Below are 24230 nucleotides of genomic sequence, written 5' to 3'. Positions count from 1 at the left end.
CGCGCCGCTCAGCGGCAGGTGCGATCGGTCGACCGGTTGCTGCGGTCGACCACCCGGTTCTGCGTCAGCGAGAAATAGGGATCGCAGGGCGGTGGCAGCGGCCCGGTGACCGCCTGCACCGGCGCGGAGACCGGGCCGTCCCGGCCCGCCAGCACCGCGCTGACGGTGTAGCGATAGATCTTCTGCGGTGTCAGGCCCCGGTCGACGAAGAAGGGCTGCGTGCTCTGCTGCACCGTCACGCTGCCGCCGGCGTTGCTGCCGCTGCTGCGGCTGACCTTGTAGGCCTGGGCGCCCGCCACCGGGGCCCAGCGCAGCAGCACCTGCGTGGCGCTGCGGTCCAGCAGCATCGGCGCCGGCCGCTCGCTGGCGGCGATCTCGCCCGCACGGGCCAGACTGCCGCCCAGCCGCGCATCGGCCAGCTGCTCGGCCATGCGCCAGACCGCGGCGATCTGCACCCCCTGGCGGGACGCGAAGCTGCCGCTGGGCCACTTCCCGGAGAGCGCACGCGCCGGCACATCGTCGTTGTAGCCCCACCAGTCCCAGCAGCCCATCGGGTTGTAGGGCAGCGTCCGGGTCGGCGTGGCCTGCGGATACAGCACCACGATGCGGTTGCGGTCGGCCCATTCGTTCAGGCCGGCATGGCGGGCGAAGTAGTCGCGCTGACCGGTGACCTTCGCGATGTCGACCGCGCTCTGCATGCAGCCGTGAAAGGCGATGTGCAGCCGGCAGGTGGCGGTGCCGCCGGCCTCGCAGTCGCGGGGCAGGTAGACAAAGGCCTCGTCGTCCATCGCGATGTCGGCGGCCGCCCCCACTGCGGTGCGGCCGTCGATCAGCTTCAGGAACGGTGTCTGGCGCACGCTGAACAGCCGCCCGGTCAGCCGCGCCGGCTCGACCCGCTCGAGCGGCCCGTAGAACATCTGCAGCGCCGAGCCGGCCGCGTCATACGGTCCCTCGGGCAGCGGGCAGCTGTTGATGAAGGAGCCGCCCTGCTGCTCGCAGGGATTGCACAGCGCCCCGGTGCAGGCCGAGCTGATCTGCGCGTGCCCGGCACTCAGATCATCCTTGTGGAAGACCTGGCTGGCGGGCAGCCTGGCCGCCATGCCCGAGGCGGGGCTGCCGTCCGGATGGCGGCCGGTGTACCAGCCCTCCAGCGCCTGCGACACCGGCAGCTTGACGATGCCGTCGTTGTAGCCATGAAAGATCCAGATCGCCTGGCGTGGCAGGCTGGCGATCGGATCGATGCGGCCGGCCTTGGCCATGCGCTCGACATCACGCCGGGCCTTGCCCTGGAAGCCGTAGGTGAAGCGGCCATCGGACGGATCGACCAGGCGCTCGGTCGCGGCAGGCTGGGCCAGCGGATCGCCCTGCATGCAGCGGCTCACCGCCGCAAGCGCCGAGCCGACATCGCCATCGGTCGCGCACATGTAGGGCCCGCCGGCGGTGGCGGCCACGCCGCGCACATCGCCGGAACGGGCAACGCCCATCTGCACCGCCATGTAGGCGCCCGATGAAATGCCCGAGACGGTGGTTTCCTTCAGGTCGATGCGCAGCTTCGGCAAGTTCTGCAGCGCCTGCGACGCCTGCACCGGCTCGACGACCTGCGCGACAGCGGTTGTTGCGCTGCCCAGGCCCGCCAGGCCGATCACGCCCAGCAGTCCGGCCGCGATGTTCGATTCCAGCCTCATGGCACCTCCCTGATGTTGCACTGCACAAGAATCAGGATCGAACCCTACACGAAGAAGGTGCAATGGCATCATGCGCGTCACCATGCCTTACTCGCTCACCGACAAGCTCGTCATCGGCATCTCCTCGCGGGCCCTCTTCGACCTGGAGCACGAGAACCGGCTCTTCGACGCCCAGGGCGTCGAGGCCTTCTCCTGCTACCAGCGCGAGCATGAGGACGAGCCGCTGCGCCCCGGCACCGCCTTCCCGCTGGTGCAGGCGCTGCTGGGGCTCAACGCGCTGCTGCCGGCGCGGCGCATCGAGGTGGTGGTGATCTCGCGCAACTCGCCCGACACCGGCCTGCGCGCCTTCAACGCGATCGAGGCGCACGGCCTGGCGATCGAGCGCGCGGCCTTCACCGGCGGCGCACGCTCGCTGGTGGGCTACCTGAAGGCCTTCGATGTCGACCTTTTCCTGTCGCGCAATCCCGGCGACGTGCAGGAGGCGATCGACCACGGCGTGGCCGCGGCGCTGCTCTACGACCCGCCGGCGGACTTCCGCGCGCCGGCCGGCCAGATCCGCATCGCCTTCGACGGCGACGCGGTGCTGTTCTCGCCCGAGTCCGAGCGCATCTACAAGACGCAGGGGCTGGAGGCCTTCATCGCGCACGAGCGGCTGCACCGCCATGACGCGATGGCCGAAGGGCCCTTCGCCAAGCTGCTGATGCGGCTGTCGGCGCTGCAGCGCGAGTTCGCCGCCGGCACCTGCCCGGTGCGCATCGCCATCGTGACCGCGCGCAGCAGCCCGGCGCACGCCCGGGTGATCCACACGCTGCGCGACTGGGGCGTGAATGTCGACGAGGCCTTCTTCCTGGGCGGCGCGCCGAAGGAGACGGTGCTGGCCGCCTTCGGCGCGCAGATGTTCTTCGACGACCAGGACAGCCATGTGCGCCCGGCCTCCGGGCATGTGCCGGCGGGCATCGTGCCCTATGCGGGCGGGCGGCTGCTGCCCGATGCCGCGCAGATCACTTCACCGGAATCGCCTTGCCCACCGGCACCGCGGTGATGCTGTTCTTCGGCGAACCCTCGATCAGCTTGTCGGAATAGGTCATGTAGACCAGCGACTGGCGCTTCGGGTCGACGATGCGCACGATCTGCAGGCTCTTGAACAGGATGGACAGGCGGGCGCTGAAGACCTCTTCCTGCTTGGGCAGCGCCTCCTTGATGCGGATCTCGCCGACCTGGCGGCAGGCAATCGAGGCGTCCGACTTGTCAGTGGCCAGGCCAACCGCGCCGGTGATGCCGCCGGTCTTGGCACGCGAGACGAAGCAGGTCACGCCCTCGACCTTGGGGTCGTCATAGGCCTCGACGATGATCTTGTGGTTCGGCCCGATCAGCTTGAAGACGGTGGACACCTCGCCGAGCAGTTCGGCGCGGGCGGAGGTCGCCAGCAGCAGCGCGCCAGCGGCCACCGAGCAGGCCCGCAGCCAGGGACGACGGGGGGCGGAGCGCGCCGGACGGGTCGACAGGATCGGATTCATCAGGTTCATCGGTTTCATCATGGACAGATGCGAGACGGAATGACCGATTGTGCGGCCGGATCATGGCAGCCCAGGGGCTGCGGGGACAAGGTCACCGACGCGCAGCCGCCAGGGCTCGTCGTCAAGCACCGCATGCAGCCCGAGCGATGCGGCCAGATGGCGCACCGCCTCGGCATCGAGGCGGGCGCGCACCGGCACGGGCAGGTCCGGCAGACCGGGCATCAGCGTGGCGGCAGGGGCCGGCCCGGTCTCGGACTGGCGCTCGGTGCGCACGGTCAGCACCGGCGCCTCGCCCTCGGGGCCGGCCGCCAGATGCAGGCGTAGCCGCTGTCCCGGAGAGAGGCCGTCCTGCGCATGGCAGAGCAGCGCCAGCGTGCCCAGCAGCAGCGGCGCCAGCGGCAGCTCCGGTCCCTGCCCGGCCTCGCAGCCGGCCTCCATGCCCACCTCCAGGCCGGCCAGTCGCAGCGGCTGCTCCATCAGCGCCAGCGCCAGCCGCACGATCGAGCCGGCCGGCATGAGCTCGGTGTCCAGCGGATCCCAGCGGCGCAGCTCGCGCAGCCCTCGGGTCAGATCGACCAGATGGGCATCGAGCTGCTGGACCCGGCGCAGCCCGTCCTGAGGCACCAGATCGGCCCGCTCCAGGCGCCGGCGCATCACCGCCAGCTCCATGCGCGCCACCGAGATCGGCCCGAGCAGGTCATGGCGTAGCGTCGGCAGCACCCGCATCAGGATCTCGTGGCGCACGCCGGCAGCCATCCAGTCGGCGGCGATCGCAGGGGAAGTGGCAGTGCGGTTCATCGGGAAGGCGTCCTTTGCAGCAGGTCCAGCAGATGCGCCAGATCGGCCGGCTTGGCCAGACACGCATCGAACGGCCCGGTGCGCGCCACCTGCTCCGGGTCATCGCCCGACAGCGCGATCAGCCGGGCCCGCGCACCGCCCGGCAGCGCACGCAGCCGCCGTGCCAGCTCGCCGCCCGCCAGATCCGGCAGGCGCGAGTCGATCAGCACCGCATCGGCCGGCCAGCTCGCCCAGCACTGCAGCGCCTGCGCACCGTCGTGCGTGCACTGCACCTCGAAACCCTCGAGCAACAGCCATTCGCCGAGCAGCTCGGCCGCATCGACATGGTCGTCGACCACCAGCACACGACGGACGGGAATCACGGCAGAAGACGGTGGGGACAGATCAGGCAGCATGCGGAAAAATTCATGAGTTTTCGCATTCTCGACCCGAGTCTGGCGGCGTCGCATCCGGAAACGGCGTTGTCCTACAAGGCCGCGGCCCGGAGTCACCCGCCTCGCGTGGCCAGCGCCTTGGCGATGCGCTGCCGCGACACCGTCGGCTTCGGCACCCGGCCGCGCAGCTTCGGGTGCTCGAACCAGGCGCGCACGTCCTGCTCCAGGCCGATGCCGTGCATGTAGTTGTAGAGCGCCTTCTTGAGACCCTGGCCCAGCGCGTCGTGGTCGGTGCCGGTCGGGTCATGAAAGCCCACATCGTTCTTCGCGAAGCCGCCGGCGGGCAGCGGCAGCAGCGTGATGCCGTATTCCTCGGGATTCAGGCCGACCGGCGAATGCACCGTGCAGGCGAAGCGGTGGAAGAAGCCGCTCTGGATGCAGCCCTGCTCGAAGAGCTGGCGCACGTATTCCAGCGCGTCGACCGTGTCCTGCACCGTCTGGGTCGGGAAGCCGTACATCAGGTAGGCGTGCACCAGGATGCCGGCGTCGCTGAAGCCCTTGGTCACCCGCGCGACCTGCTCGACCGACACGCCCTTCTTCATCAGCGCCAGCAGCCGGTCGGAGGCCACCTCCAGCCCGCCCGACATCGCGATGCAGCCGCTCTCGGCCAGCAGCTCGGCCAGCTCCGGCGTGAAGGTCTTCTCGAAGCGGATGTTGCCCCACCACGAGATCTGCACGCCGCGCTTGATCAGCTCCAGCGCCAGCGCCTTGAGCGCCTTCGGCGGCGCGGCCTCGTCGACGAAGTGGAAGCCGGTCTGGCCGGTCTCATTGACGATGCGCTCGATGCGGTCGACCAGCTCGGTGGCCGAAGCCCCTTCATAGCGCGAGATGTAGTCCAGCGAGACGTCGCAGAACGAACACTTCTTCCAGTAGCAGCCATGCGCCACGGTGAGCTTGTTCCAGCGCCCGTCGCTCCAGAGCCGGTTCATCGGGTTGAGCATGTCGAGCAGCGACAGATACTTCTGCAGCGGCAGCCCGTCCCAGGTCGGCGTGCCGACCTCGGCGAAGGCGATGTCGGGCTCGGGAAAGCTGATGAAGCGCACCCGCGCGGCGTCGCCCTCGCCTTCGCGCACGAAGGCGCGCACCAGCCGCTCGCGCGAGCGCCGGCCCTGCAGGTGATCGATCAGCGCCAGCAGCGGGCGCTCGCCGGCATCGAGCGTGATGACGTCGACGTAGTCGAACAGGCGCGGCTCGGCCAGCTCGCGCAGCTCGGTGTTGACGAAGCCGCCGCCCAGCGCGATGCACAGCGAGTCGCCGCCGGCCGCGACCCGCTCGGCCGCCCAGGCCCGCGCGGCCTCGGCGATGCGCAGCGCCGCGTAGACCGCGCCCGGAAACGGCACCGACAGCAGCAGCAGGCGCGGCTGGTGGCGGGCCAGCGCGGCGCGGGTCAGATCGGCCAGCAGCTCGTCGATCAGGTTGGGCGGCGCGGCCAGCGCCTCGGCCAGCGGGTCGAAGCTGGGCTGGCTGGTGGCGAGCTTCTCGGCGTAGCGCACGAACTCGAAGCGCGGGTCGACCGCCTCCTTCAGCACGTCGGCCAGATCGTTCAGGTAGAGCGTGGCCAGGTGGCGCGCCTTGTCCTGCAGGCCCAGAGCGCCGAAGGCCCAGGCCAGCGGATCGCCGCCGTCGTCGTCGCCATAGGCGTCGATCGGCGCGAAGCGCGCGCCCTCGGGCAGGAACATGCGGCTGTTGATGCGGTGCGCCAGCGTGGGATCGCGCCCCTGCAGAAAGGCGATGACCCGCTCGATCGTCGCCTCGTAGGCGTCGAAGGCCGCCAGGAAGTGCGCAACCTGCGGCGTGTGGCCGCGCTTCGGCGCCGGCGCCGCCTCGATGCGGCGGCGGATCTCGCGCAGGCCCTCGCGGCTGAGCAGGCGCAGCACCAGCGCCAGCGCCAGATCCTCCTGCACCGCATCGAAGCCGCGCGAGCGCAGGAAGCCGGTCAGGTAGGCGGTGGACGGGTACGGGGTGTTGAGCTGCGTCATCGGCGGGATGACGGACAGCACGCGCAGCGGCGCGGGATCAGCGGCAGAGGTCATGGCACCGGCGGGGTTCGGGCAGCGAGGCGCGACCGCCAGGGGCCGCGAAGGGCGCGATTGTGCCAGTGCGCCTCAACCCCCGCGCACCGGCAGCCGGACCCGCACGCAGGTCCCCCGCCCCGGCGCGTCGAGCAGGTCGACCCGGCCGCCGTGGGCCTCGACGATGTCGCGCACGATGGCCAGACCGAGGCCGGCGCCGTCCTCGCGGCACTGGCCCTCGCCGCCCTGCCAGCCGCGCTCGAACAGGCGCGCGCGGTGCGCCGGGTCGATGCCGGGGCCGTTGTCGCTGACGTCGATGTGCAACGCCTCGGCGTCGCCCGAGGCCCGGCCCGGCGAGCCGGCCACCTCGACCCGGATGCGGCTGCCTTCCGGGCAGTACTTGACCGCGTTGCCGATCAGGTTGGTCAGCACCCGCAGCATGCGGCCGTAGTCGACCTGCACCGCCATCACCTCCAGCGCTCCCACCGACAGGTCGTGCCGGCGCCGCTCGGCGATCGGCTGCATCATCAGCACCGCATCGCGTGCCAGCTGCGCCGCGCACAGGCGCTCCAGCCGCAGCGAGGCCGCCCCGCCGGTGCGCGCGGCGCTGACCAGCTCGTCGGCCAGGCGCTGCATCGCGTCGAGCGAATGGCGCATGCGCTCGAGCGTGCGCCGCGGCGGCTCCTCGCCGGCGCCGGCCCGGCCGATCATCTGGACACCCATCGACAGCACCTGCAGCGGTGCGCGCAGGTCGTGCGCGACCGTCGCGACCAGCTCCTCGCGCTCCCGTGCCAGCACGCGCGTGCGCTCCAGCGCCTCGCGCAGGTCCAGCTCGCGCTGCAGCGAGGCAGCCAGCTGCACCAGCACCTCGACCTCGTTGGCCCCCCAGAAGCGCGGCTTCATGTCGATCGCGCACAGGCTGCCGATCACCCTCCCCTGGCGGCGCAGCGGCACGCCCGCATAGGCGCGCACGCCCAGCGTCTGCACCGTCGGCACCGCGGCGAACACCGGATCGAGCAGCGTGTCCTCGATCACCAGCGGCGCATCGCGCAGCAGCGTGTGGTGGCAGAAGGTGCGCCCGCTCAGCTCGCGGGTCTCGGCCAGCTCGCCGCAGAAGCCGTGCTGGCTCTTGTAGAAGTCGCGGTCGGCGGCCATGACCGACACGAAGGCGGCCGGCACGCCCAGCAGCGAGGCGGCCAGCGCGGTCAGCGAATCGAAGACGGCCTCGGGCGGCGAGTCGAGCAGGCGGCTGTCGTGCACGGCCTGCAGCCGGCGCGCGTCGTTCAGCGTGGCATGGATCCGGGCGGTCAGCGCGGCGGGCTCGACATCAGCGGAAAGGGCAGGATCGGAGCGGCTCATCGGCATGGGTCCGGACGGGAGGTCCGGGCAAGGACGCGGAACGGTCCACATCCTATCCCAAGCGTGAATTATTTTGCGTTTCAGGCATCGACCAGCTGCCGCACGACCAGCGCCTTGACCGGCGGCAGGCGCTCGGCCAGATGCAGCGTGGCCTGGCGGGCAAGCCGCGCGGCCGGGCGGTCGTCGGTGAACAGGCGCACGATGGCGTTGGTGCCGCGGAAGATCCAGCGTGCGGTGTGGCGATGCTCGCGGTCATAGGCCTCGAGCGCACGGGCGTCGGCCGGATCAACCTGGCCGCCGCGGGCCCGGCGCGCGATCTGGCGCGCCAGCGTCTCGGCGCTGTAGAGCCCGAGGTTGAAGCCATGCGCGGTCACCGGATGCATGCCGACCGCGGCGTCGCCCACCAGCACGACACGCTGCGACACCAGCCGCGGTGCCCAGGTCGCCACCAGCGGGTACAGATGCCGGCGTGATTCCTCGCCGGGTCCGGGCTGGATGCGGCCGAGCTGGCCGTCCAGCCAGGGCTCGATGGTGGCGGCATAGTCGGCCGCCGGCAGCGCCATCCAGCGCTGCGCCAGCTCGCTCGGCGCGGTCACGACGAAGGACGAGCAGTGAGGCGGCAGCGCGCCGGCCTGCCCGCCCCCGCCAAGGTCAGGCGCATCGGCCAGCGGCAGCACCGCCAGCGTGTGGCCATGATGGAAGGCCTCGTGCGCGACCTGCCGGTGCGGCTGCTCGTGGCGCATGCGGCAGACGATGGCACTGCGGCCGAAGTCGTGCAGCTCGGCGACCAGTCCGGCCATGCGCCGCACCGCCGACAGCCGCCCGTCGGCCGCCACCAGCAGCGAGGCACGCAGCACCAGGGCCTGGCCCTGCGGACCGACCAGGCGCACCGTCACGCCGTCGTCGTCGCGCTGCATCGACTCCAGCCGGTGGCCGGCCAGCACCTGGATGCCGGGCAGCGCAGCGCAGCCCTCCCACAGCACGCGGCGCAGCGCGTTCTGCGACACCAGCGTGCCCAGGTGCGTGTCGGCGTCGATCGGCGCCTGGCCCGCCCGGCCCAGCGCACGCACGGCCAGATCGGGCAGCCAGGGCAGCGCCTGCGGCAGCCAGCCCGGCCGCGGCAAGGCGGGCAGCGGCGGCAGGCCGACACGCGCATGCGAGGCGTCCAGCCGCAGCGCGGCCTGCGCGCCGCCGGTGCTGACCGAGGCGGCCTGCAGCGGCGCACGCGCCTGCGCGGGCAGCCGATCCCACAGCCTCCACTGGCGCAGCAGTGCCTCGGTGCGGTGCGTCAGCGCCAGCTCGCGGCCGTCGGGCGGGGGATCGGCCAGCCGGGCGGCATCCTGGGGATCGGCCAGCACGACGCGCAGGCCCAGCGGCGCCAGCGCCAGCGCGGTCGACAGCCCGGTCGGGCCGGCACCGGCGATCAGCACATCGACCTGCTCGGCAGCTTCGTTCGGATTCATGTCGGGTCTCGGCACAGGCAATCTGGGAGGCCAGATGGTGCCGAAGCCGACACGCCCGGAGCTTGTCCGGGGTCAAGCAAGGCCGGTCTCAGTGCATCAGATCATCGACCGAGGCCACCGCGAGGCGATGGTCGGGCAGATGCGCCTGCAGCCAGTCCAGATCGAGCTTCAGATGCTGGATCAGGTCCGGATGGGTGGACTGCAGCGCCTCGATCGGATCGAGCTCGCGCTCGCGGGCCTCGGCGATGACGCCGGCCAGCCGCAGCGCCGCGCCCATGCGCGAGAACGGCCGGATCTCCATCGGGTGCGAGGCCGCGCCGAAGGCGGTCACCAGCGTGTTGGGAAAGCGCCAGTGGCGCGCCAGCTCGGCGGTGATCTCCGGATGCGAGCAGCCCAGCAGCGAGTTCTCGAAGCTGATGCGGCTGTCGATCTCCAGCGACAGGCGGCCGATGCGCTGCGTCATGTCGGGGTCGACCATCAGCATCAGCAGCTGGCCGGTGCGCAGCATCAGGCCGCCCAGATAGGCGGCGTCCTCGTCCTCCTCGAGGAAGCGCGCCAGAGGCTGCGCGTAGGCCGCAGTGGCCAGCGTGGTGCGCCAGAAGGCCAGACGATCGAAGCCGGGAATCGACGGGAACATGCCCACCATGCAGGCCGACAGCGCCAGATCGCGCAGCGTGCGCGTGCCCAGCGTCATCGCCGCCTCGTTGAGCGAGGTCACCGAGCGCGACGGGCTGTAGCGGGCCGAGTTCGCCAGCCGCAGCACCCGGGCCGACAGCGTCTGGTCACGACCGATCAGGCCGGCGAGCTCGTTCAGCGACAGGTCATCGCGGTCGAAGGACCGCAGCAGCTTGTTGGCCACCTCGGGCATGGCCGGCAGCGCACAGGCTTGCTGGACGAAGCGATCGGTGCGGGACGTGACGACAGCATTCATGGGCGGACCTCCTCGGGTCGGGAATGAGAACCTGCTCATCGGTCGGCAAAGCCCTGTCTTGAACAGGGACAGACCCGCTTGTGAACAGCTGCACGAAGGTGTAGCGACCTCGGTCGATGCCGACGAGTTCGGACCGGACCGGGGCGGCCAGCATCGGCAGGATGCGTGGTACGGGTTCGGTTTGTGCGGATTCGAAGTGCGAAAAGTGCCGCCATATCCGGCGATCGAGCCCGGGTCGCGCGAACAGAATCGGCCGTGACGATACGCGCCGACACGCGCACAAGACATCAAAACAAGACCCATGACTGCCAACCGAGGACATGCTGCGATGAACGAGCGGATCCACCACATCTCTCCCTCGGGCCGCAAGCCCGACATGCCGATGGGGCCCGCCGCCTTCGACGACACGCTGGCGATGATCGCCCGCAAGGTGGGCGAACAGACGGTCCGTCTCGACCTGAACACCCAGGAGCTGCTCAAGCACCAGGACACCCTGGCCGAGCAGCAGGCCGGCCTGGAGCATCTGGTCAACGACTACTACCAGCTGCGCGAGCAGAGCCAGGACGGCCACCGCCGCGTGGTGGCGCTGAACAAGGAAATCCAGGGCCTGCGCGAGACGCTGATGCGCCAGGTCGAGGAGGCCCTGGCCTCCGGCTCGGCCAGCGTCGATGCCCGGCTGCTGCAGTCCGGCGAGGAGGCTGCGCGACTGAAGACGCAGATGACCGAGCAGATCGCCACGCTGACCAGCAAGGTCAGCGCGCTGGGCGACCAGCTCACCGCGCTGGGCGAGCGCAACGACGGGGTGATGACCGAGCTGGGCAACACCCGCCGCTCGCTGGCGCGCTATGTCGACACCAAGTTCGCGCAGCAGCAGACCGACCAGCAGAAGACCGCCGCCGATGTCGCCGAGATCGCCTTCGCGATCGACCGCGAGATCAGCGCGCGCAAGGCAGATCTGGAACAGATGGAAGCCGCGATCGCCAAGCAGCGCGAGCTGCTCGACATGCAGTCACGCGACATCGACAACCGGCTGGGCCGGCTGCGCGACGACATGTCGTCGCAGCGCGAAGAGGGTCAGTCGCGGCTGAAGATCATCCATGTCGCGCTGGCGGGCCTCGGCGTGACGGTCGTCGGGCTGCTGGCGCTGGTGCTGGTCACCATGTGATCTGTTGGCACGGCCGGGGTGGCTGAAGGTGCGGCGATGACCGGCGCAACCGGCAGGCCCGCAGCCGAAGCGGCGGCCGGCCCGACGGTGTCGGCCGCCAGAAGATCCCAGGCCGCGATGAACAGCGCCGCGATGGCCGGCCCCAGCACGATGCCGTGCACCCCGAACAGCGACAGCCCGCCCAGCGTGGAGATCAGCACCAGATAGTCGGGCAGACGGGTGTCCTTGCCGACCAGGAGCGGTCGCAGCAGGTTGTCGGCCAGACCGATCACCAGTACCCCCCAGGCCACCAGCGCCGCCGCCGCACCGATGCGGCCGTCCGCCGCCAGCCACAGCACCGCCGGCACCCAGACCAACCCAGCTCCCACCGCCGGCAGCAGCGACAGCAGTGCCATCAGTGCGCCCCACAGCAGGGGCGCACGCAGATCCAGCACCATGAAGGCCAGGCCGCCCAGCAGCCCCTGGACCAGCGCGACCACGATGCTGCCCTTGACGGTGGCCTTCACGACCGTGGCGAACTTGCCGATCAATCTGGTCTTGTGTTCGGCCGCCAGCGGCATGGCCTGACGCACGCGCCGGCTGAGATGGGCGCCATCACGCAGCAGGAAGAACATCAGATAGAGCGTGAGCGCCAGCGACAGCAGAGACTCGAACAGGTTCTGCCCCAGAGACAGCACCTGGGCGGCAATCGCCTGGCTGCCCCGCGCCAGTGCGGCCAGCAGGCGGTCGCGCAGCGCCGCGGCATCGGACAGACCGAACTGCTGCAGCATGCCGGTCAAGGTCGGCGGCAGCCGTCCGATCAGCGTGTCGACATGCCGGGCCAGCTGCTGTGGATCGCTGGCATGCTGCTGATAGAAGGCCAGCACCTCGGCCGACAGGGCCAGCGCGAACAGCCCCACAGGCACGATGCCACCCAGCAGCACCATCAGCACCGTCAAGGCCGAGGCGGTGCCCGGCTGAGCCTGCAACCAGGACACGCGCTGCATCATCTGCCGACGCATCGGCACGGCCATCATGGCCAGCACCGCCCCCCAGAAGACAGGCACCCAAAGCGGCAGCAGCACCAGCGCAAAGGCGATGCTGGCGAGGATCAGCAGGATCAGGAAGGTCTTCTGCTGCAGGGTTCGGCGGTTGTACATGGCGGGCGGAGCATGGCGGCATCGATGGATGCCCCCATGCTGCCGGACCGCTCAGGCCGGCGCCGCCGTCCGCAGGCCCGCCGCGCTGTCGGACGATGCCGACAGCGGCAGCACCGCGCCCCTCGGCGCGCGCTCCCGCACCCAGTCCTGCAGAGCTTCGGCATCCATCGGCCGGGCGAACAGATAGCCCTGCAGCACATCGCAGTCCGCCTCGACCAGCACCTGGCGCTGGGCCTCGGTCTCGACCCCTTCGGCGACCACTTCCATGTCCAGCGCATGGGCCAGCTTGATCACCGACTCCAGCACCGTGCGTGCCTGGCGATCCACATCGATGCCGGTGACCATGCTGCGGTCGATCTTCAGCTGCGAGGCAGGCAGTCGCCGCAGGTAGGACAGGCTGGAATAGCCGGTGCCGAAGTCGTCGATCGACACCCGCACGCCCGCCGCATCCAGCTCGTCGAGCACGCTGCAGCCGTCCTTGATCGACTCCATCATCGCGGTCTCGGTCAGCTCGCAGACCAGCAGCGAGGGATTCAGGCCATGCCGCTCGAGCGTCGACAGGATGCGCCGGGCCAGATCGGGCTGGCGCAGCTGGTGCGCCGACAGATTGATCGCCACTCGGCAGACCAGACCCTGCGCCTGCCAGCGCGCCAGCTGCTCGCAGGCCTGCTCGATGACCCAGTCGCCGATGCGTCCGATCAGGCCGAAGCGCTCGGCCACCGGGATGAAGACCGCCGGGCTGATCATGCCGCGCTCGGGATGGCGCCAGCGCAGCAGCGCCTCGACCCCATGCAGGGCGCCGTCAGCGGCCGACAGCTTGGGCTGGAAGTGCAGCGCCAGCTGACCGCGCTGCAGCGCCTCGCGCAGCCCCTGCTGGAGCTGCAGCTGATCGGCGGAATCGGCCGAGGCCATGTGGGTGTCGTAGCACAGCGCGCAGCTGCCACCGCTGCGCTTGGCGGCATACATGGCGGCATCGGCACAGCCCAGCAGCGTGTCGCCGGCGCCATGCCGGGGTGCAAAGGCCATGCCGATCGAGCACGACAGCGTGACCTGCTGCGCCGGAAGCAGGAAGGGATGCTGCAGGTCGGACAGCAGCTGGCGCGCGATGCGCATCGCCCGCGCCTCGGCATCCCCCCCTTCAAGCAGCAGCACGAACTCGTCGCCTCCAAGGCGCACCGCCATGTCCACCGGTCGCAGCCGCCGGCGAATGCGCCGGGCGGTCTTGCCCAGCAGGCGGTCGCCTGCCGCATGGCCGAGCGAATCGTTGATCGCCTTGAAGCCGTCCAGATCGATGAAGATCAGCGCCGCCTGCCCGCCCTCGGAGCCGGCCTCGGCCGACAGCCGCGCCAGCCGATCCTCCAGACCCAGGCGATTGGCCAGGCCGGTCAGCGGATCGGTCAGGGTGCGGCGGCGCAGTTCCTCGTTGGCGCTCTGCAGCTCGGCATTGGCCTCGGCCAGGGATTGCGACATCAGGCGCTCGCGGCGCTGCATCCGGGCATCGAAGATCGCGGTGCCCAGCGCCGCGCACAGGATCAGCACGGTGAACAGCAGCACCACCAGCAGCAGGCCCCGCCCGCTCAGCGCATCCGCGCTCAGGCAGACCACGCCCTCGGGCAGCCGCGCGGCGGCCATCGCGGTGTAGTGCATGCCGCAGATCGCCGCGGCCATCACCAGCGCCGAGCGGACCTGCGCCAGCAGACGCGCCCGCCCGCGCAGCGCACGCAGCCGCAGGAACAGCGCCAGCGCCGCCGCCGAGGCGATCAGCGCGATCAGCACCGAGGCCCCCACCAGCGGCCAGTCCCAGTCGATGCCCGGCTGCAGATCGATCGCGGCCATGCCCAGGTAGTGCATCGAGACGATGCCTGCGGTCATCACCAGCGAGGCCACCAGATGCAGACGCCGGTCCACCTGCCGGTGACCGGCCACCGCCATCGCCATGCCGGCAGCCACCAGCGCTGCCAGCCAGGACAGCGCGGTCAGGTCATGGCGATAGCCCAGCGCCAGCGGCGCGTCGAAGGCCAGCATGCCGACGAAGTGCATCGACCAGACGCCGGTGCCCATGGTGAGCGAGCCCGCCAGCCACCAGGCATGCGCCACCGCCCCGTCGAGGTCGCGCACCCGGCGCGAGAGCTCGAGCGACACATAGGACGCGAAGGTCGCCACCAGCACCGACAGCAGCACGGTGCCGGGGTGCCAGCCGACATCAAGATAGGAGACCGCATTCATCGTCCCCCTTTGTCGGCCCGCCTCCGCCGGGATTGAGGGGGATGACCCGGATCAGCGCGCGGCCATCGCCTCGCCCAGGCGGATCGCCCGGGTCGGGCGCCAGTCGGGGTGGAAGCGCAGCGGCGCCTGGCCGGCGGCCGCCTTCGGGAACAGCATCACCACGGTCGAGCCGAGCAGGAAGCGGCCCATTTCCTCGCCCTGCTTCAGCAGGATCGGTGCCTGGCCCGGCGCGTCGTAGCGCCAGTCGCGCAGCGCGCCGGAGCGCGGCGGGTTGACGATGCCGTGCCAGACGGTGGCCATGCTGCCGACGATGGTCGCGCCCACCAGCACCAGCACGAACTCGCCCAGGCCGGCGCCGCGGTCGAAGACGCAGACCACCCGCTCGTTGCGGGCGAACAGGCCGGGAACGCCGCGCGCCGTCGTCGGGTTGACCGAGAACAGCTCGCCCGGCACATGGATCATGCGCAGCAGCCGCCCGGCGCAGGGCATGTGGATGCGGTGGTAGTCGCGCGGGCTCAGATACAGCGTCGCGAACAGGCCGTCGTCGAACTTCGCCGCCAGCTGCGCGTCGCCGCCGACCAGCGTGGTGGTCGAGTAGCGGTGGCCCTTGGCCTGGAAGACCTGATCGCGCTCGATCGGGCCGAACTGGCTGATCGCGCCGTCGACCGGACAGATCAGCTCGGCCTGCGCCAGCGGGCGCGCGCCCGGCTTCAGCGGCCGGGTGAAGAACTCGTTGAAGGTGGGATAGGCGGCAGGATCCGGATTCAGCGCCTCGGCCATGTTCACGCCGTAGCGGCGGATGAACCAGCGGATCACCGCGGTGGTGCGCGCGCCGGCGGCCCGGTTCGCCTGCCGGCCGGCCAGCTCGGTCAGCGCCTGCTTGGGCAGGAGGTACTGGGGCAGGACGGCAAGGCGATCGTTCATGGCGGACGGTGCGGTGGACAGAACAGGGAACCGGCGATTCTAGCGACCGGTCTGTCGGACATCGCCCACGCCACCACGCCCCCTCCTCCGGCAGACCCCGAACACTTTGGCGGCGACCATGCGGCCTGTCACCAACCACCGAAGGAGCCTGCCCATGAACACCTCGAACGCACGCATCACCGGTCAGGTCGAATACCGCCTGGGCGACGGTCCAAAGTGCCGCATTCCCCGTGGTCCGGTCGAGATCCAGCAGACACCGCAGGACGTGACGATCAGCTGGGAGTCCGGCGACACCCACCAGAACGCCGCGCTGCCGCAGTCGGAGTTCCGCCGCTACATCAACGAGAAGGCCATCGTGCTGACGCAGTGAGCGCCGACGCGGCGCCCCATGCGGCGCCGCCTCCGCCTCAGCCCACCAACACCAGCCCCGGCGGCAGCGACTCGCCGAAGAGCGCCTGCTCGTCGGCAGCGTCGAGCTGCACCACCTCGCTCACCATGCGCGCCCAGCTCGGCGCCGCGCCCGAGGCGGCCAGGCGCTCGAGCACCTGCGCACGCCGGTCCGGATCCAGGTCGCGCACCCGGTCGCCGGTCAGGCGCGCGAGCTGCGCGGCCGCAAACGCCGCCATGCGCCGGCGGCGCCAGTCCAGCGCCAGCAGCGCGTCGATCCAGCGCGCCGCCACCTCGGCCGGCACCACGCCGTGCACGCTGCCGTGGAAAGGCTGGCGCGCGCCCAGCCGGCCCAGCGCCCACAGCCGCAGCTCGTCGCGCTCGGGCGAGGCCTTCGCGACCTTCTCGCCCTGCAGCGGCGCCAGCAGCCAGTCGCCGACCTCCGCCTTGTGCTCGGGCGGGATGCGCTCCAGCGCCGCGCCTAGGCGCACCATGTCGTCGTGCCCGCCCTTGACCAGGCCGGGCGGCCTGGGCGGCAAGGGCGCGCCGGGGTGCTCGGCCGCCTGCAGGTTGTAGCCGAAGTCGTCGAGCAGGCGCAGCTGCGCCGCCTCGTCCAGGCCGCCGGCGACCCGGCGCCACAGCGTCCACCACTGGATCGCCACCTGCGCGTCGCTGCGGTGCTCGACGCCCGCCTCGAAGATCGTCCAGAGCTGGCCCAGGCGCCAGCCGTCGAGCGGGTCGCCGAAGCCCGGGCGCAGGCACCAGCCGGCCAGGTTCAGCCACACCCGCTCATGGTCGGCCGAACGGCGCCGCCCCTTGGCACGCTGCCACAGCACGTCGAAGAGCCGCCGCGCCAGCGGCCGCGCCCAGCTTTCCCTCGGGCCCAGCAGCGTCTCCAGCGTCTGGCGCAGCTGCTTGATCTCCTTCGGCGCCGGGCGCTCGCCGCCCGAGCGCGCACCGAACAGCCGCTCGATCGCCGCGATCGCCTCGGGCAGGCGCGGCGCGATCTGCGCGTCCTGCAGCGTCTGTGCCGGCTGCACCTGATCGGCCGGGCCGCTGGCGCGCAGCTGGAAGTCCAGCGCCCAGCGTCGACCGGGGTCGTCGACCGCCACCGCCTGCAGCGCCAGCACGCCGATCTCGCTGAGCTGCGCCTCCAGCCGCACGGTGACCGAGGCGCCGCGCGCGCCGATGCCGTCGCCGGCCTCGATCACGGTGGCCACCGGCGGCAGCGGGTTGAGCGCCTCGTCGCCCGCCTCGCCCAGGTCGAGCAGCGCGCCGGGCTCGGGCGGCGGGCCCGCCTCGCCGCGCAGCGAGGCCAGCTGGAAGCGCACCGGCTGGCCCAGCCGCAGCCGGAAGCTGCGCCCGTCGAGGGCCAGCGCGCGGCCGGCGTCGGTGCCGCGCGGCAGCAGGCAGACGGCGCGGCCGTCGTCCAGCCGCAGCACCACGGTGCGCGCCGCGCCGCCGCCGATGCGCGGCCCTCGCCCCTGGCGCGCCAGCGCATGCGCCACCGCGCCGCGCGCCACCGCCACGTCCGGATCGGCGTTGTGCAGCAAGCGCGGCAATGCGCCGCCCCGCCACGCGGCCAGCACCTCGACCAGCCGCGCCGCGAGCTGTCCGGCGCGGAAGACGCCGCCGTTGAGCAGCACCGCATCGGGCAGCGCCTCGCCCGGCAGCAGGCTGCGGCGCAGGAAGGCGGCCAGATGGCGGGTCACCGCCGCGTCGCTGGCGTAGGGCAGGCCGAACTCGACCAGCGCGGTGCGGGCGCGCTGCGGCTCGGCCTCGAAGGGCACGGCGGGGAAGAAACCGTCGACCAGCAGCGCCCTCACCTCCTCGCGGCCGAGCGTGACGCTGCGCGCACCGCCCACCAGCTTCGAGCCGCCGCCCAGCAGCGTGACCGCCACCGAATCGGGCGCATCGTCGGCCAGCAGCGTCTCCTTCGCGACCCGGCAGCGCGCCACCAGCTGCGACAGCCGCGCGCCCGACAGCGGCGGCGCCGCGCCGCCACCGGCCAGCCGGCGCTCGACCAGGTGCGCCAGCGCCAGGTCCATGTTGTCGCCGCCGAGCATCAGGTGCTGGCCGACCGCGCGACGGCGCAGCGTCGGCGGCGCGCCGGCATCGGCCGACTCGGGCGGCTCGACGTCGATCAGCGTGAAGTCGCTGGTGCCGCCGCCCACGTCGCAGACCAGCACCCGGCGCACGCCGTCCAGCGCCTCGGCCAGGCGATCGCGGTGGCGCCAGACCCAGTCGCCGAAGGCCGCCTGCGGCTCCTCGAGCAGCTGCGGCTCGGGCAGGCCGGCCTCGCGCGCGGCCTGCAGCGTCAGCGCGCGCGCCGCCTCGTCGAAGGAGGCCGGCAGCGTCAGCACCAGGCGCTGGCGCTCCAGCGGCGCGTCCGGGTGATGGCGGTTCCAGGCAGCGCGCACCTGCGCCAGATAGCTGGCGCTGGCGGTGACCGGCGAGACACGCGACACGCTGTCGTCGGCGCCCCACGGCAGGATGGCGGCCAGCCGGTCGGCCTGCGGATGCGACAGCCAGCTCTTGGCGCTGGCCACCAGCCGGCCCGGCACCTCGCCGCCGCGCTGGCGCGCCAGCACGCCGATCAGCGCCGGCGGCTCGGTGGTGTCGCCTGCGGCGCGCTCGCCCCAGGGCAAGGCGCTCTCGGGCAGCTCGCCCGGCGCCGGGTGGTAGCGCACGCTGGGCAGCAGCGCCGGCCGGCCCAGCTCGCCCGGCGCGACCCACTGGTCGATGCCGAAGAGCGTGATCGCGCCGGCCTCGCCGCCGCGCTCGCCGCCCGCACCCAGCGGCGCGCTGGCGACGACGGTGTGCGTCGTGCCCAGGTCGATGCCGACGACGAAGGCCGCCGCCACCGCCTCAGCCCTCGATCGGCTGGCCGCGCATGTCGAACTCGACCTTCCAGCGCTCGGTGCCACCCGCCGGCACCGCGGCCAGCTCCAGCGTGCCGGCCTCGGTCACCGCCGCATGCAGCGTGACCGCCACCACCTCGCCGGGCGTGCGCCCCTGCGCCGGCAGCGTGGCCTGGATCTCGCCGGCCGGCATCAGCTCGTCCGGACCCCAGAAGTCGAGCAGCACGCCGGCGGTGTCCTGGCGGCGCACCGTCGAGCCCAGGAAGCGGAAATGCACCGGCTCGCCCACCACCAGGCCGAACTGCGCGTCGATCGCGACATCGGTGCCCTCCTCCATGCCGAAGGGCGCGACGCACAGCGCCTGGATCGGCGCCTCGAAGCCCGGCACCGCCGGCATCGAGGACTCGATCGCGACATAGTAGGCCTGCGCGGTGCCGCCGCGGATGCGCACGCCGCGCCCCTGGCGCACATGGCCGTAGTAGGCCGCGCCGCGCGCCACCGCCAGATCCAGATCGGCGCCCTCGAGCGATCTCGCCGCCGGCGCGCCTTCGCTGGCCAGCCAGGCGTTGATCGTCTCCAGCAGCCGCTCGGCCAGCACGCCGGCGCGGAACACGCCGCCGTTGAACAGGATCGCGGTCGGATGCAGGAAGCTGGCCGACTCGGCCTGGCGCGCGGCCAGCTCCGGCAGCTCGGCCAGCGCCCCGACCTGCCGGCCCAGGAAGGCGGCCAGATGGCGGGTGACGGCCGCATCCTGCGCATAGGGCAGGCCCAGCTGCTGCAGGCCGATGCGCGGGCGCTGCACCGGGCGCGCCGCCGCCTCCACCTTCGGGAAGAAGCCTTCCAGGATGACCGCGGTCACGTCCTCGCGGCTCAGCTCGGTGCGGATCGAGCCGCCGATCAGCTTCGAGCCGCGGCTGGGCACCACCAGCGGCTGCGCCAGCGCGGCCGCATCCGACAGCAGCACCTCCTTGGCGGCGCGGCAGGCCTGGGTCAGCGCGCGCATCTGCCAGGCATCGAGCGTCTTGCCCTCGGCGGCGAGCCGGCGCGCGACGGTGTGCGCCAGCGCCAGGTCCATGTTGTCGCCGCCCAGCAGGATGTGGTCGCCCACCGCGATGCGGGTCAGCTCGAGGTTGCCGTCGATCTCGCGCACCGCGATCAGCGAGAAGTCGCTGGTGCCGCCGCCCACGTCGACCACCAGGATCACGTCGCCCGGCTTGACCGTCTTGCGCCAGCCGCCCTGGCTGTTCTGGATCCAGCTGTAGAGCGCGGCCTGCGGCTCCTCCAGCAGCGTGACCGGACCGTAGCCGGCCAGGCGCGCGGCCTCGGCGGTCAGCTCGCGCGCGGCCGGGTCGAACGAGGCCGGCATCGTCACCGTGACCGACTGGCGCTCGAAGGGCGCGTCCGGGTGCGCATGGTTCCAGGCCTCGCGCAGGTGCGCCAGATAGCGCCGCGAGGCCTCCAGCGGCGAGACGCGCTCGACCTCGGCCGGCGCGTCGGCCGGCAGGATCGGGCCGCGGCGATCGACGCCGGGGTGGCACAGCCAGCTCTTGGCGCTCGACACCAGCCGGATCGGCGTGGTGGCGCCGCGTGCGCGCGCCATCGTGCCGACCGAGGCGCCGACTTCGGCCCCCCAGGGCAGCGACAGGTCGCCGGCGGCCAGCTCGTCCGGGTGCGGCAGATAGAGGAAGGACGGCAGCAGCGGCAGCGCCTGCACCGCGCCGGGCGCCGTCACCTGCGGCACCGCCAGCACCTCGTGCACCGTCTTCTCGCCGTCGCTGGCGGCCAGATCGACATAGGCCAGCGCGCTGTGCGTGGTGCCCAGGTCGATGCCGATGCTGTAGCGGATGTCCTTGTTGTCCTGGCTCACAGTTCCACCTCCGCCTGCGCCACGATCGACGCGTCATGTCCTTCGGCGAGCTGCGGCAGGCGCAGCTCGGTCACCTTCCAGCCGCGGTGGCTGAGCGTGCCGGTGAACGGCGCCTGGCCGACGACGTTGCCGGTCAGCCGCACCTGCGCGGCATCGAAGCCGGCCGGCAGCGTGATGCGCGCGCCCTCGCTCTCGGTGCGCACCGGCGCGAGTGTCAGGTGTTCCTTCAGCACCTTGCGGCAGCCCTCGTGCACCAGCCGCGCGGCGGCGCCGATGTCGGCGTCGCCATAGGCCGTGATGTCTTCCTGCACGAAGTCGATCAGGCGCGCGTCGCGCTGCAGCAGGCCCAGCAGTTGCAGCGCCGCATCCGGCGTGGCCTCCTTCAGCGTGATGATCTGCGGCGGCGGCGGAGGCGGCGGCTCGACCGGCGCAGGCGCGGCCACCGGGGCCGGCGCCGGGGCGGGCGCGGGCGGAGCCACCACCACCGGCGGCTCGACCAGCCGGCGCGCCAGCTCGCCGCTGAACAGCACCGACAGCGCCAGCGACAGGCGGCGGAGGAAAGAAGGCGGAGGCGCGGAGCGGTCTGGGTTCGACATCGGGCGAGTCTGGTCTGGATCGGAACTTGATCTGGAAAATCCGGGGCAGCCCGGGGCTGCAGGCCGGGGATTCTATCGGTCCGGGAACGCCCGCAGGCCCGGGCGGGCACATTCGGCGCGGCGCGGCGAAGAAGACGCTCAAGCCGGCATCTTCTCGGCCGATCGTGACGAAACACCCACCCGAGGAGACCCCGATGTCAAGAATCCTGCGTGCCGGATGCGCCGCGCTGACCAGCGCGGCCCTGCTGGGCCTGAGCGGCTGCGGAGGCGGCGGCAGCGACGAGTCCGGCAGCACGCCCGTCGCGGCCCGCCCGGCCGCGGTCACGCTGTCGGGCACCGTCGCCACCGGCGCCGCCTTCGAGGGCGCGACGCTGGTCGTCACCGACCGCAGCGGCGCGGAAGTCGGCCGCATCGACGCGGTCGGCGCCGACGGCAGCTACACGCTGACGCTGGCAGCCGGCGCGCAGGCGCCCTTCGTGATCACCGCGACACGCGACGAGCTGCGCCTGGTCAGCGTGCACGACAGCGCCAGCGACGCCACCGTCAACGTGACCCCGGTGACGACGCTGATCGCCGCGCGGCTCAGCCCCTCGGGCGATCCGGCACGGCTGGTCGACGAGGTGGCCGGCGGCAGCGCACGCATCGATGCCGCCGCACTGGCCAGCCGGGTCGAGGAAGTCCGCTCGCTGCTGCAGCCGGTGCTGGACGCCACCGGCAACCGCGACACCGACCTGCTGCGCGGCGCGCTGCAGACCGACGGCCGCGGCCATGCCCGCCTGCTCGACAGCCTGAAGATCACCATCACGCCCGACAGCAGCGGCAGCAGCAACATCCAGATCACCGTGCGGCAGCAGACCGCCGAGGACAGCGAGCCCGCCAGCATCAGCTTCAACAGCGCCAGCACCGCCGCGCCGCCGGCGCTGCCGACGGTCGCGGCCGCCGACCTGGTGCCCGACGGCAGCTCCGCGCTGATCGCCGACCTGCTGGCACGCGCCACCGCCTGCTACGCGCTGCCGCTGGAGAGCCGGGTCAGCCGCACCGACGCCGCGGCCGGCCCGGCCGACGTGCAGGCCGCCGCCTGCCGGGATCTCTTCGTCGACGCCGATCCGGCCGGCTATCTGCACAACGGCGCACGCGTGGGCCCGTCGGGCGCCTTCGGCGGCCTGTTCCGCGCCGGCGCGACCGGCATGGTCTTCAGCCGTGGCAGCTACGAGTTCAGCCGCGTCAACGGCGACCTGGTCATCGGCTACACCACCACCACGACCGGCGGCAGCACCGACACCGGCGCGCTGGTCGTGCGCCGCGTCAACGAGGCCGGCTCCGGGCGGCCGGTGCTGCGCGTGATCGGCAACCAGTACGCGCACGACGGCGGCGTGGCCGCCTTCCACCAGCACCGGCGCTTCCTGTCGCTGGCGCAGTCGGGCTGGGACTACCACAGCGTCGGCTACACGCTCAGCGTGGCCAACCGCACCGACGGCAGCGGCAACCCCGTCTACGACCGGGTCGTCGTCACCTCGCCACGCGGCCACCAGCTCACGCTGCGCCCGACCAGCGGCAGCAGCTACCTGGCGCTGGTCAAGTCCGGCGGCACGCCGACCGGCACGAACTTCGTGCGCCTGCGCAGCCGCTACGCGGCGGCCGACGCCAGCGGCCACCCGTCCGAGCGCGACACCTCGCTGTTCTTCGCACCGAACGACATGGAGGACACCGAGCTGTCGGGCCTGTCGGCGCACTCGGTCTGGAAGTTCGAGTACTACCTGGCCTCGGCGCCCGGCACGCTCGCGGCGACGCAGCACTACAAGACCCGCGCGCGGCCGCTGTCGATCGCCGAGCTGCGCCAGCGCGGCCTGGCCACGCTGACCGAGGCCGGACAGAGCGCCCTCGCCGCCGCCGCCCTGCCGAGCAACGGCCGGCTGCCGCTGCCCGACAGCGGCGGCGTCACGCTGGACTGGCAGGTGCCGGCCGGTGCGCTGGCGCCGACCCACCTGAAGCTCTTCGGCCGCGCCAGCGCCTCGGGCGGCAGCTTCAACGACCAGCAGAACGTGGCCTCGACCGCCCGCAGCGGCACGATCGGCTGCTCGGCGCAGACCGCCAGCGACGCGCACTGCACCAGCGGCGGCGACTTCGTGCCGGCCGCCACCGCCGACGGCCTGCACCTGTGGGCACGCGACGGCGACGGCCGCGAGTTCGCGTCCTTCTACGCGATGTACCGGCTGGCCACGCCGCAGTGAGCGCCAGCGGCCGCGGACGCAGCGGGCGGGCTCAGGCCGGCGCGAGCCAGCCCACCCGCCCCTGCGCGGCCTCGTCGAGCCGGGCCTTCAGCGCGGCGGCCCGGGTCTCGGGCAGCTGGAAGTTCAGCTCGACCTGCGCGCCGTGGCTCACCTCGCCCAGCAGCGCGCCGGCGGCCTCGAGCTCGCGGCGCATGCGGCCCTCCAGCGCATAGGGCACGGTGCAGCGCAGCGCGGTCATGCGCTGCAGCAGCACCTTCTCGGCGCCCAGCAGCGCCTGCGCGACCGCATCGGTGTAGGCACGCACCAGGCCGCCGGCGCCCAGCTTCACGCCGCCGAAGTAGCGCACCACCGTCGCCAGCACGCCCTCCAGCTCCTGATGGCGCAGCACGTCGAGCATCGGCCGCCCGGCGGTGCCGCCGGGCTCGCCGTCGTCGTTGGCGGCCGACTGCCCGCCCGCCAGCAGCGCCCAGCAGACATGGGCCGCGCCCGGATGCTCGGCCTTCAGCCGCGCCACCACCTCCAGGGCGCCGGCACGGTCGGCCATCGGCTGCACGCAGCCGATGAAGCGGCTCTTCTTGATCAGCAGATCGCTGTGGACCGGGACGGCGAGGGTCTGGGGCATGGGGCGGCGATCT

The 24230-nt window shown here is 72.3% G+C and carries 19 protein-coding genes; 4 read left to right on the top strand and 15 right to left on the bottom strand.

Annotated features, from left to right (window positions below; all coding sequences use genetic code 11):
• Positions 1-8 precede the first annotated feature (8 nt).
• Positions 9-1685, bottom strand: coding sequence for an alpha/beta hydrolase family protein (locus HZU84_RS11710; RefSeq protein ID WP_149503385.1), 1677 nt, complete (start codon positions 1683-1685; stop codon positions 9-11).
• 82 nt (positions 1686-1767) lie between these two features.
• On the opposite strand from HZU84_RS11710, the gene HZU84_RS11705 reads away from it, so the two are divergent.
• Positions 1768-2727 (top strand): 5'-nucleotidase, encoded by a 960-nt coding sequence (locus HZU84_RS11705; RefSeq protein ID WP_149503384.1) that lies wholly within the window; start codon positions 1768-1770, stop codon positions 2725-2727.
• Here HZU84_RS11705 and HZU84_RS11700 read toward each other — a convergent pair.
• From HZU84_RS11700 to HZU84_RS11670, 7 genes are all read right to left on the bottom strand, one after another.
• Complete coding sequence (locus HZU84_RS11700) at positions 2687-3202, bottom strand: CreA family protein (RefSeq protein WP_149505210.1); 516 nt, start codon at positions 3200-3202, stop codon at positions 2687-2689. The two genes, HZU84_RS11705 and HZU84_RS11700, sit on opposite strands and share 41 nt — an antisense overlap.
• A gap of 60 nt (positions 3203-3262) precedes the next feature.
• Complete coding sequence (locus HZU84_RS11695) at positions 3263-4000, bottom strand: hypothetical protein (RefSeq protein WP_149503383.1); 738 nt, start codon at positions 3998-4000, stop codon at positions 3263-3265.
• On the bottom strand, positions 3997-4362 hold the full coding sequence (locus HZU84_RS11690; protein WP_180692924.1) for a response regulator: 366 nt from the start codon (positions 4360-4362) through the stop codon (positions 3997-3999). The genes HZU84_RS11695 and HZU84_RS11690 overlap by 4 nt, the downstream gene beginning before the upstream one ends.
• Positions 4363-4487: 125 nt before the next feature.
• Entirely contained in the window at positions 4488-6467 is a 1980-nt protein-coding gene (locus tag HZU84_RS11685) for a B12-binding domain-containing radical SAM protein (RefSeq protein ID WP_149503381.1), read from the bottom strand.
• Positions 6468-6539: 72 nt separating this feature from the next.
• Positions 6540-7805, bottom strand: a complete 1266-nt coding sequence (locus HZU84_RS11680) for a GAF domain-containing sensor histidine kinase (protein WP_149503380.1) — start codon at positions 7803-7805, stop codon at positions 6540-6542.
• Positions 7806-7885: 80 nt separating this feature from the next.
• The gene (locus HZU84_RS11675; RefSeq protein WP_149503379.1) at positions 7886-9268 is read right to left on the bottom strand and encodes an FAD-dependent monooxygenase; all 1383 of its coding nucleotides are present in this window, start codon (positions 9266-9268) and stop codon (positions 7886-7888) included.
• Between the two features lie 88 nt (positions 9269-9356).
• The gene (locus tag HZU84_RS11670) at positions 9357-10199 is read right to left on the bottom strand and encodes an HDOD domain-containing protein (protein WP_180692923.1); all 843 of its coding nucleotides are present in this window, start codon (positions 10197-10199) and stop codon (positions 9357-9359) included.
• Positions 10200-10527: 328 nt separating this feature from the next.
• Here HZU84_RS11670 and HZU84_RS11665 point away from each other — a divergent pair, with 328 nt between their 5' ends.
• Positions 10528-11364: a hypothetical protein gene (locus HZU84_RS11665; protein ID WP_180692922.1), complete on the top strand. Its 837-nt coding sequence runs from the start codon at positions 10528-10530 to the stop codon at positions 11362-11364.
• Here HZU84_RS11665 and HZU84_RS11660 read toward each other — a convergent pair.
• From HZU84_RS11660 to asd, 3 genes are read right to left on the bottom strand one after another with little or no spacing between them, the layout of a single operon-like run.
• Positions 11274-12503 carry an AI-2E family transporter gene (locus HZU84_RS11660; protein ID WP_149503376.1) on the bottom strand — a complete coding sequence of 410 codons (1230 nt, stop codon included), beginning with the start codon at positions 12501-12503 and terminating at the stop codon, positions 11274-11276. The genes HZU84_RS11665 and HZU84_RS11660 overlap by 91 nt on opposite strands.
• Before the next feature lie 51 nt (positions 12504-12554).
• Complete coding sequence (locus HZU84_RS11655) at positions 12555-14729, bottom strand: putative bifunctional diguanylate cyclase/phosphodiesterase (RefSeq protein WP_149503375.1); 2175 nt, start codon at positions 14727-14729, stop codon at positions 12555-12557.
• A gap of 51 nt (positions 14730-14780) precedes the next feature.
• Positions 14781-15653 carry an archaetidylserine decarboxylase gene (gene asd, locus HZU84_RS11650; RefSeq protein WP_149503374.1) on the bottom strand — a complete coding sequence of 291 codons (873 nt, stop codon included), beginning with the start codon at positions 15651-15653 and terminating at the stop codon, positions 14781-14783.
• Between the two features lie 154 nt (positions 15654-15807).
• Here asd and HZU84_RS11645 point away from each other — a divergent pair, with 154 nt between their 5' ends.
• A complete protein-coding gene (locus HZU84_RS11645; RefSeq protein ID WP_149503373.1) occupies positions 15808-16023 on the top strand; it encodes a hypothetical protein in 216 nt (71 codons plus the stop codon).
• A 37-nt stretch (positions 16024-16060) separates the two neighbouring features.
• Here the strand turns inward: HZU84_RS11645 and HZU84_RS11640 are convergent, their stop codons facing one another.
• The 3 genes from HZU84_RS11640 to HZU84_RS11630 are packed head-to-tail and all read right to left on the bottom strand — an operon-like array spanning position 16061 to position 21364.
• Positions 16061-18904, bottom strand: coding sequence for an Hsp70 family protein (locus HZU84_RS11640; RefSeq protein WP_149503372.1), 2844 nt, complete (start codon positions 18902-18904; stop codon positions 16061-16063).
• Positions 18905-18908: 4 nt separating this feature from the next.
• The gene (locus HZU84_RS11635) at positions 18909-20768 is read right to left on the bottom strand and encodes an Hsp70 family protein (RefSeq protein WP_149503371.1); all 1860 of its coding nucleotides are present in this window, start codon (positions 20766-20768) and stop codon (positions 18909-18911) included.
• Complete coding sequence (locus HZU84_RS11630) at positions 20765-21364, bottom strand: DUF2760 domain-containing protein (RefSeq protein WP_149503370.1); 600 nt, start codon at positions 21362-21364, stop codon at positions 20765-20767. The genes HZU84_RS11635 and HZU84_RS11630 overlap by 4 nt, the downstream gene beginning before the upstream one ends.
• A 194-nt stretch (positions 21365-21558) precedes the next feature.
• On the opposite strand from HZU84_RS11630, the gene HZU84_RS11625 reads away from it, so the two are divergent.
• Positions 21559-23595, top strand: a complete 2037-nt coding sequence (locus HZU84_RS11625; protein WP_149503369.1) for an Ig-like domain-containing protein — start codon at positions 21559-21561, stop codon at positions 23593-23595.
• Between the two features lie 31 nt (positions 23596-23626).
• On the opposite strand, the gene HZU84_RS11620 is transcribed toward HZU84_RS11625, so the two are convergent.
• Positions 23627-24217 carry an IMPACT family protein gene (locus HZU84_RS11620; protein WP_149503368.1) on the bottom strand — a complete coding sequence of 197 codons (591 nt, stop codon included), beginning with the start codon at positions 24215-24217 and terminating at the stop codon, positions 23627-23629.
• Positions 24218-24230: the final 13 nt, after the last annotated feature.

This window comes from Sphaerotilus sulfidivorans (genome assembly GCF_013426975.1).
GTDB lineage: Bacteria > Pseudomonadota > Gammaproteobacteria > Burkholderiales > Burkholderiaceae_C > Sphaerotilus > Sphaerotilus sulfidivorans.
This window is presented reverse-complemented; position numbering and strand designations above follow the sequence as displayed.

What these genes read in the sequence shown, in the direction of transcription:
- HZU84_RS11710 (WP_149503385.1), bottom strand. Translation starts at nt 1,685, where the DNA reads ATGAGGCTGGAATCGAACATCGCGGCCGGACTGCTGGGCGTGATCGGC.
- HZU84_RS11705 (WP_149503384.1), top strand. Translation starts at nt 1,768, where the DNA reads ATGCCTTACTCGCTCACCGACAAGCTCGTCATCGGCATCTCCTCGCGG.
- HZU84_RS11700 (WP_149505210.1), bottom strand. Translation starts at nt 3,202, where the DNA reads ATGAATCCGATCCTGTCGACCCGTCCGGCGCGCTCCGCCCCCCGTCGT.
- HZU84_RS11695 (WP_149503383.1), bottom strand. Translation starts at nt 4,000, where the DNA reads ATGAACCGCACTGCCACTTCCCCTGCGATCGCCGCCGACTGGATGGCT.
- HZU84_RS11685 (WP_149503381.1), bottom strand. Translation starts at nt 6,467, where the DNA reads ATGACCTCTGCCGCTGATCCCGCGCCGCTGCGCGTGCTGTCCGTCATC.
- HZU84_RS11680 (WP_149503380.1), bottom strand. Translation starts at nt 7,805, where the DNA reads ATGAGCCGCTCCGATCCTGCCCTTTCCGCTGATGTCGAGCCCGCCGCG.
- HZU84_RS11675 (WP_149503379.1), bottom strand. Translation starts at nt 9,268, where the DNA reads ATGAATCCGAACGAAGCTGCCGAGCAGGTCGATGTGCTGATCGCCGGT.
- HZU84_RS11670 (WP_180692923.1), bottom strand. Translation starts at nt 10,199, where the DNA reads ATGAATGCTGTCGTCACGTCCCGCACCGATCGCTTCGTCCAGCAAGCC.
- HZU84_RS11665 (WP_180692922.1), top strand. Translation starts at nt 10,528, where the DNA reads ATGAACGAGCGGATCCACCACATCTCTCCCTCGGGCCGCAAGCCCGAC.
- HZU84_RS11660 (WP_149503376.1), bottom strand. Translation starts at nt 12,503, where the DNA reads ATGTACAACCGCCGAACCCTGCAGCAGAAGACCTTCCTGATCCTGCTG.
- HZU84_RS11655 (WP_149503375.1), bottom strand. Translation starts at nt 14,729, where the DNA reads ATGAATGCGGTCTCCTATCTTGATGTCGGCTGGCACCCCGGCACCGTG.
- asd (WP_149503374.1), bottom strand. Translation starts at nt 15,653, where the DNA reads ATGAACGATCGCCTTGCCGTCCTGCCCCAGTACCTCCTGCCCAAGCAG.
- HZU84_RS11645 (WP_149503373.1), top strand. Translation starts at nt 15,808, where the DNA reads ATGAACACCTCGAACGCACGCATCACCGGTCAGGTCGAATACCGCCTG.
- HZU84_RS11630 (WP_149503370.1), bottom strand. Translation starts at nt 21,364, where the DNA reads ATGTCGAACCCAGACCGCTCCGCGCCTCCGCCTTCTTTCCTCCGCCGC.
- HZU84_RS11625 (WP_149503369.1), top strand. Translation starts at nt 21,559, where the DNA reads ATGTCAAGAATCCTGCGTGCCGGATGCGCCGCGCTGACCAGCGCGGCC.
- HZU84_RS11620 (WP_149503368.1), bottom strand. Translation starts at nt 24,217, where the DNA reads ATGCCCCAGACCCTCGCCGTCCCGGTCCACAGCGATCTGCTGATCAAG.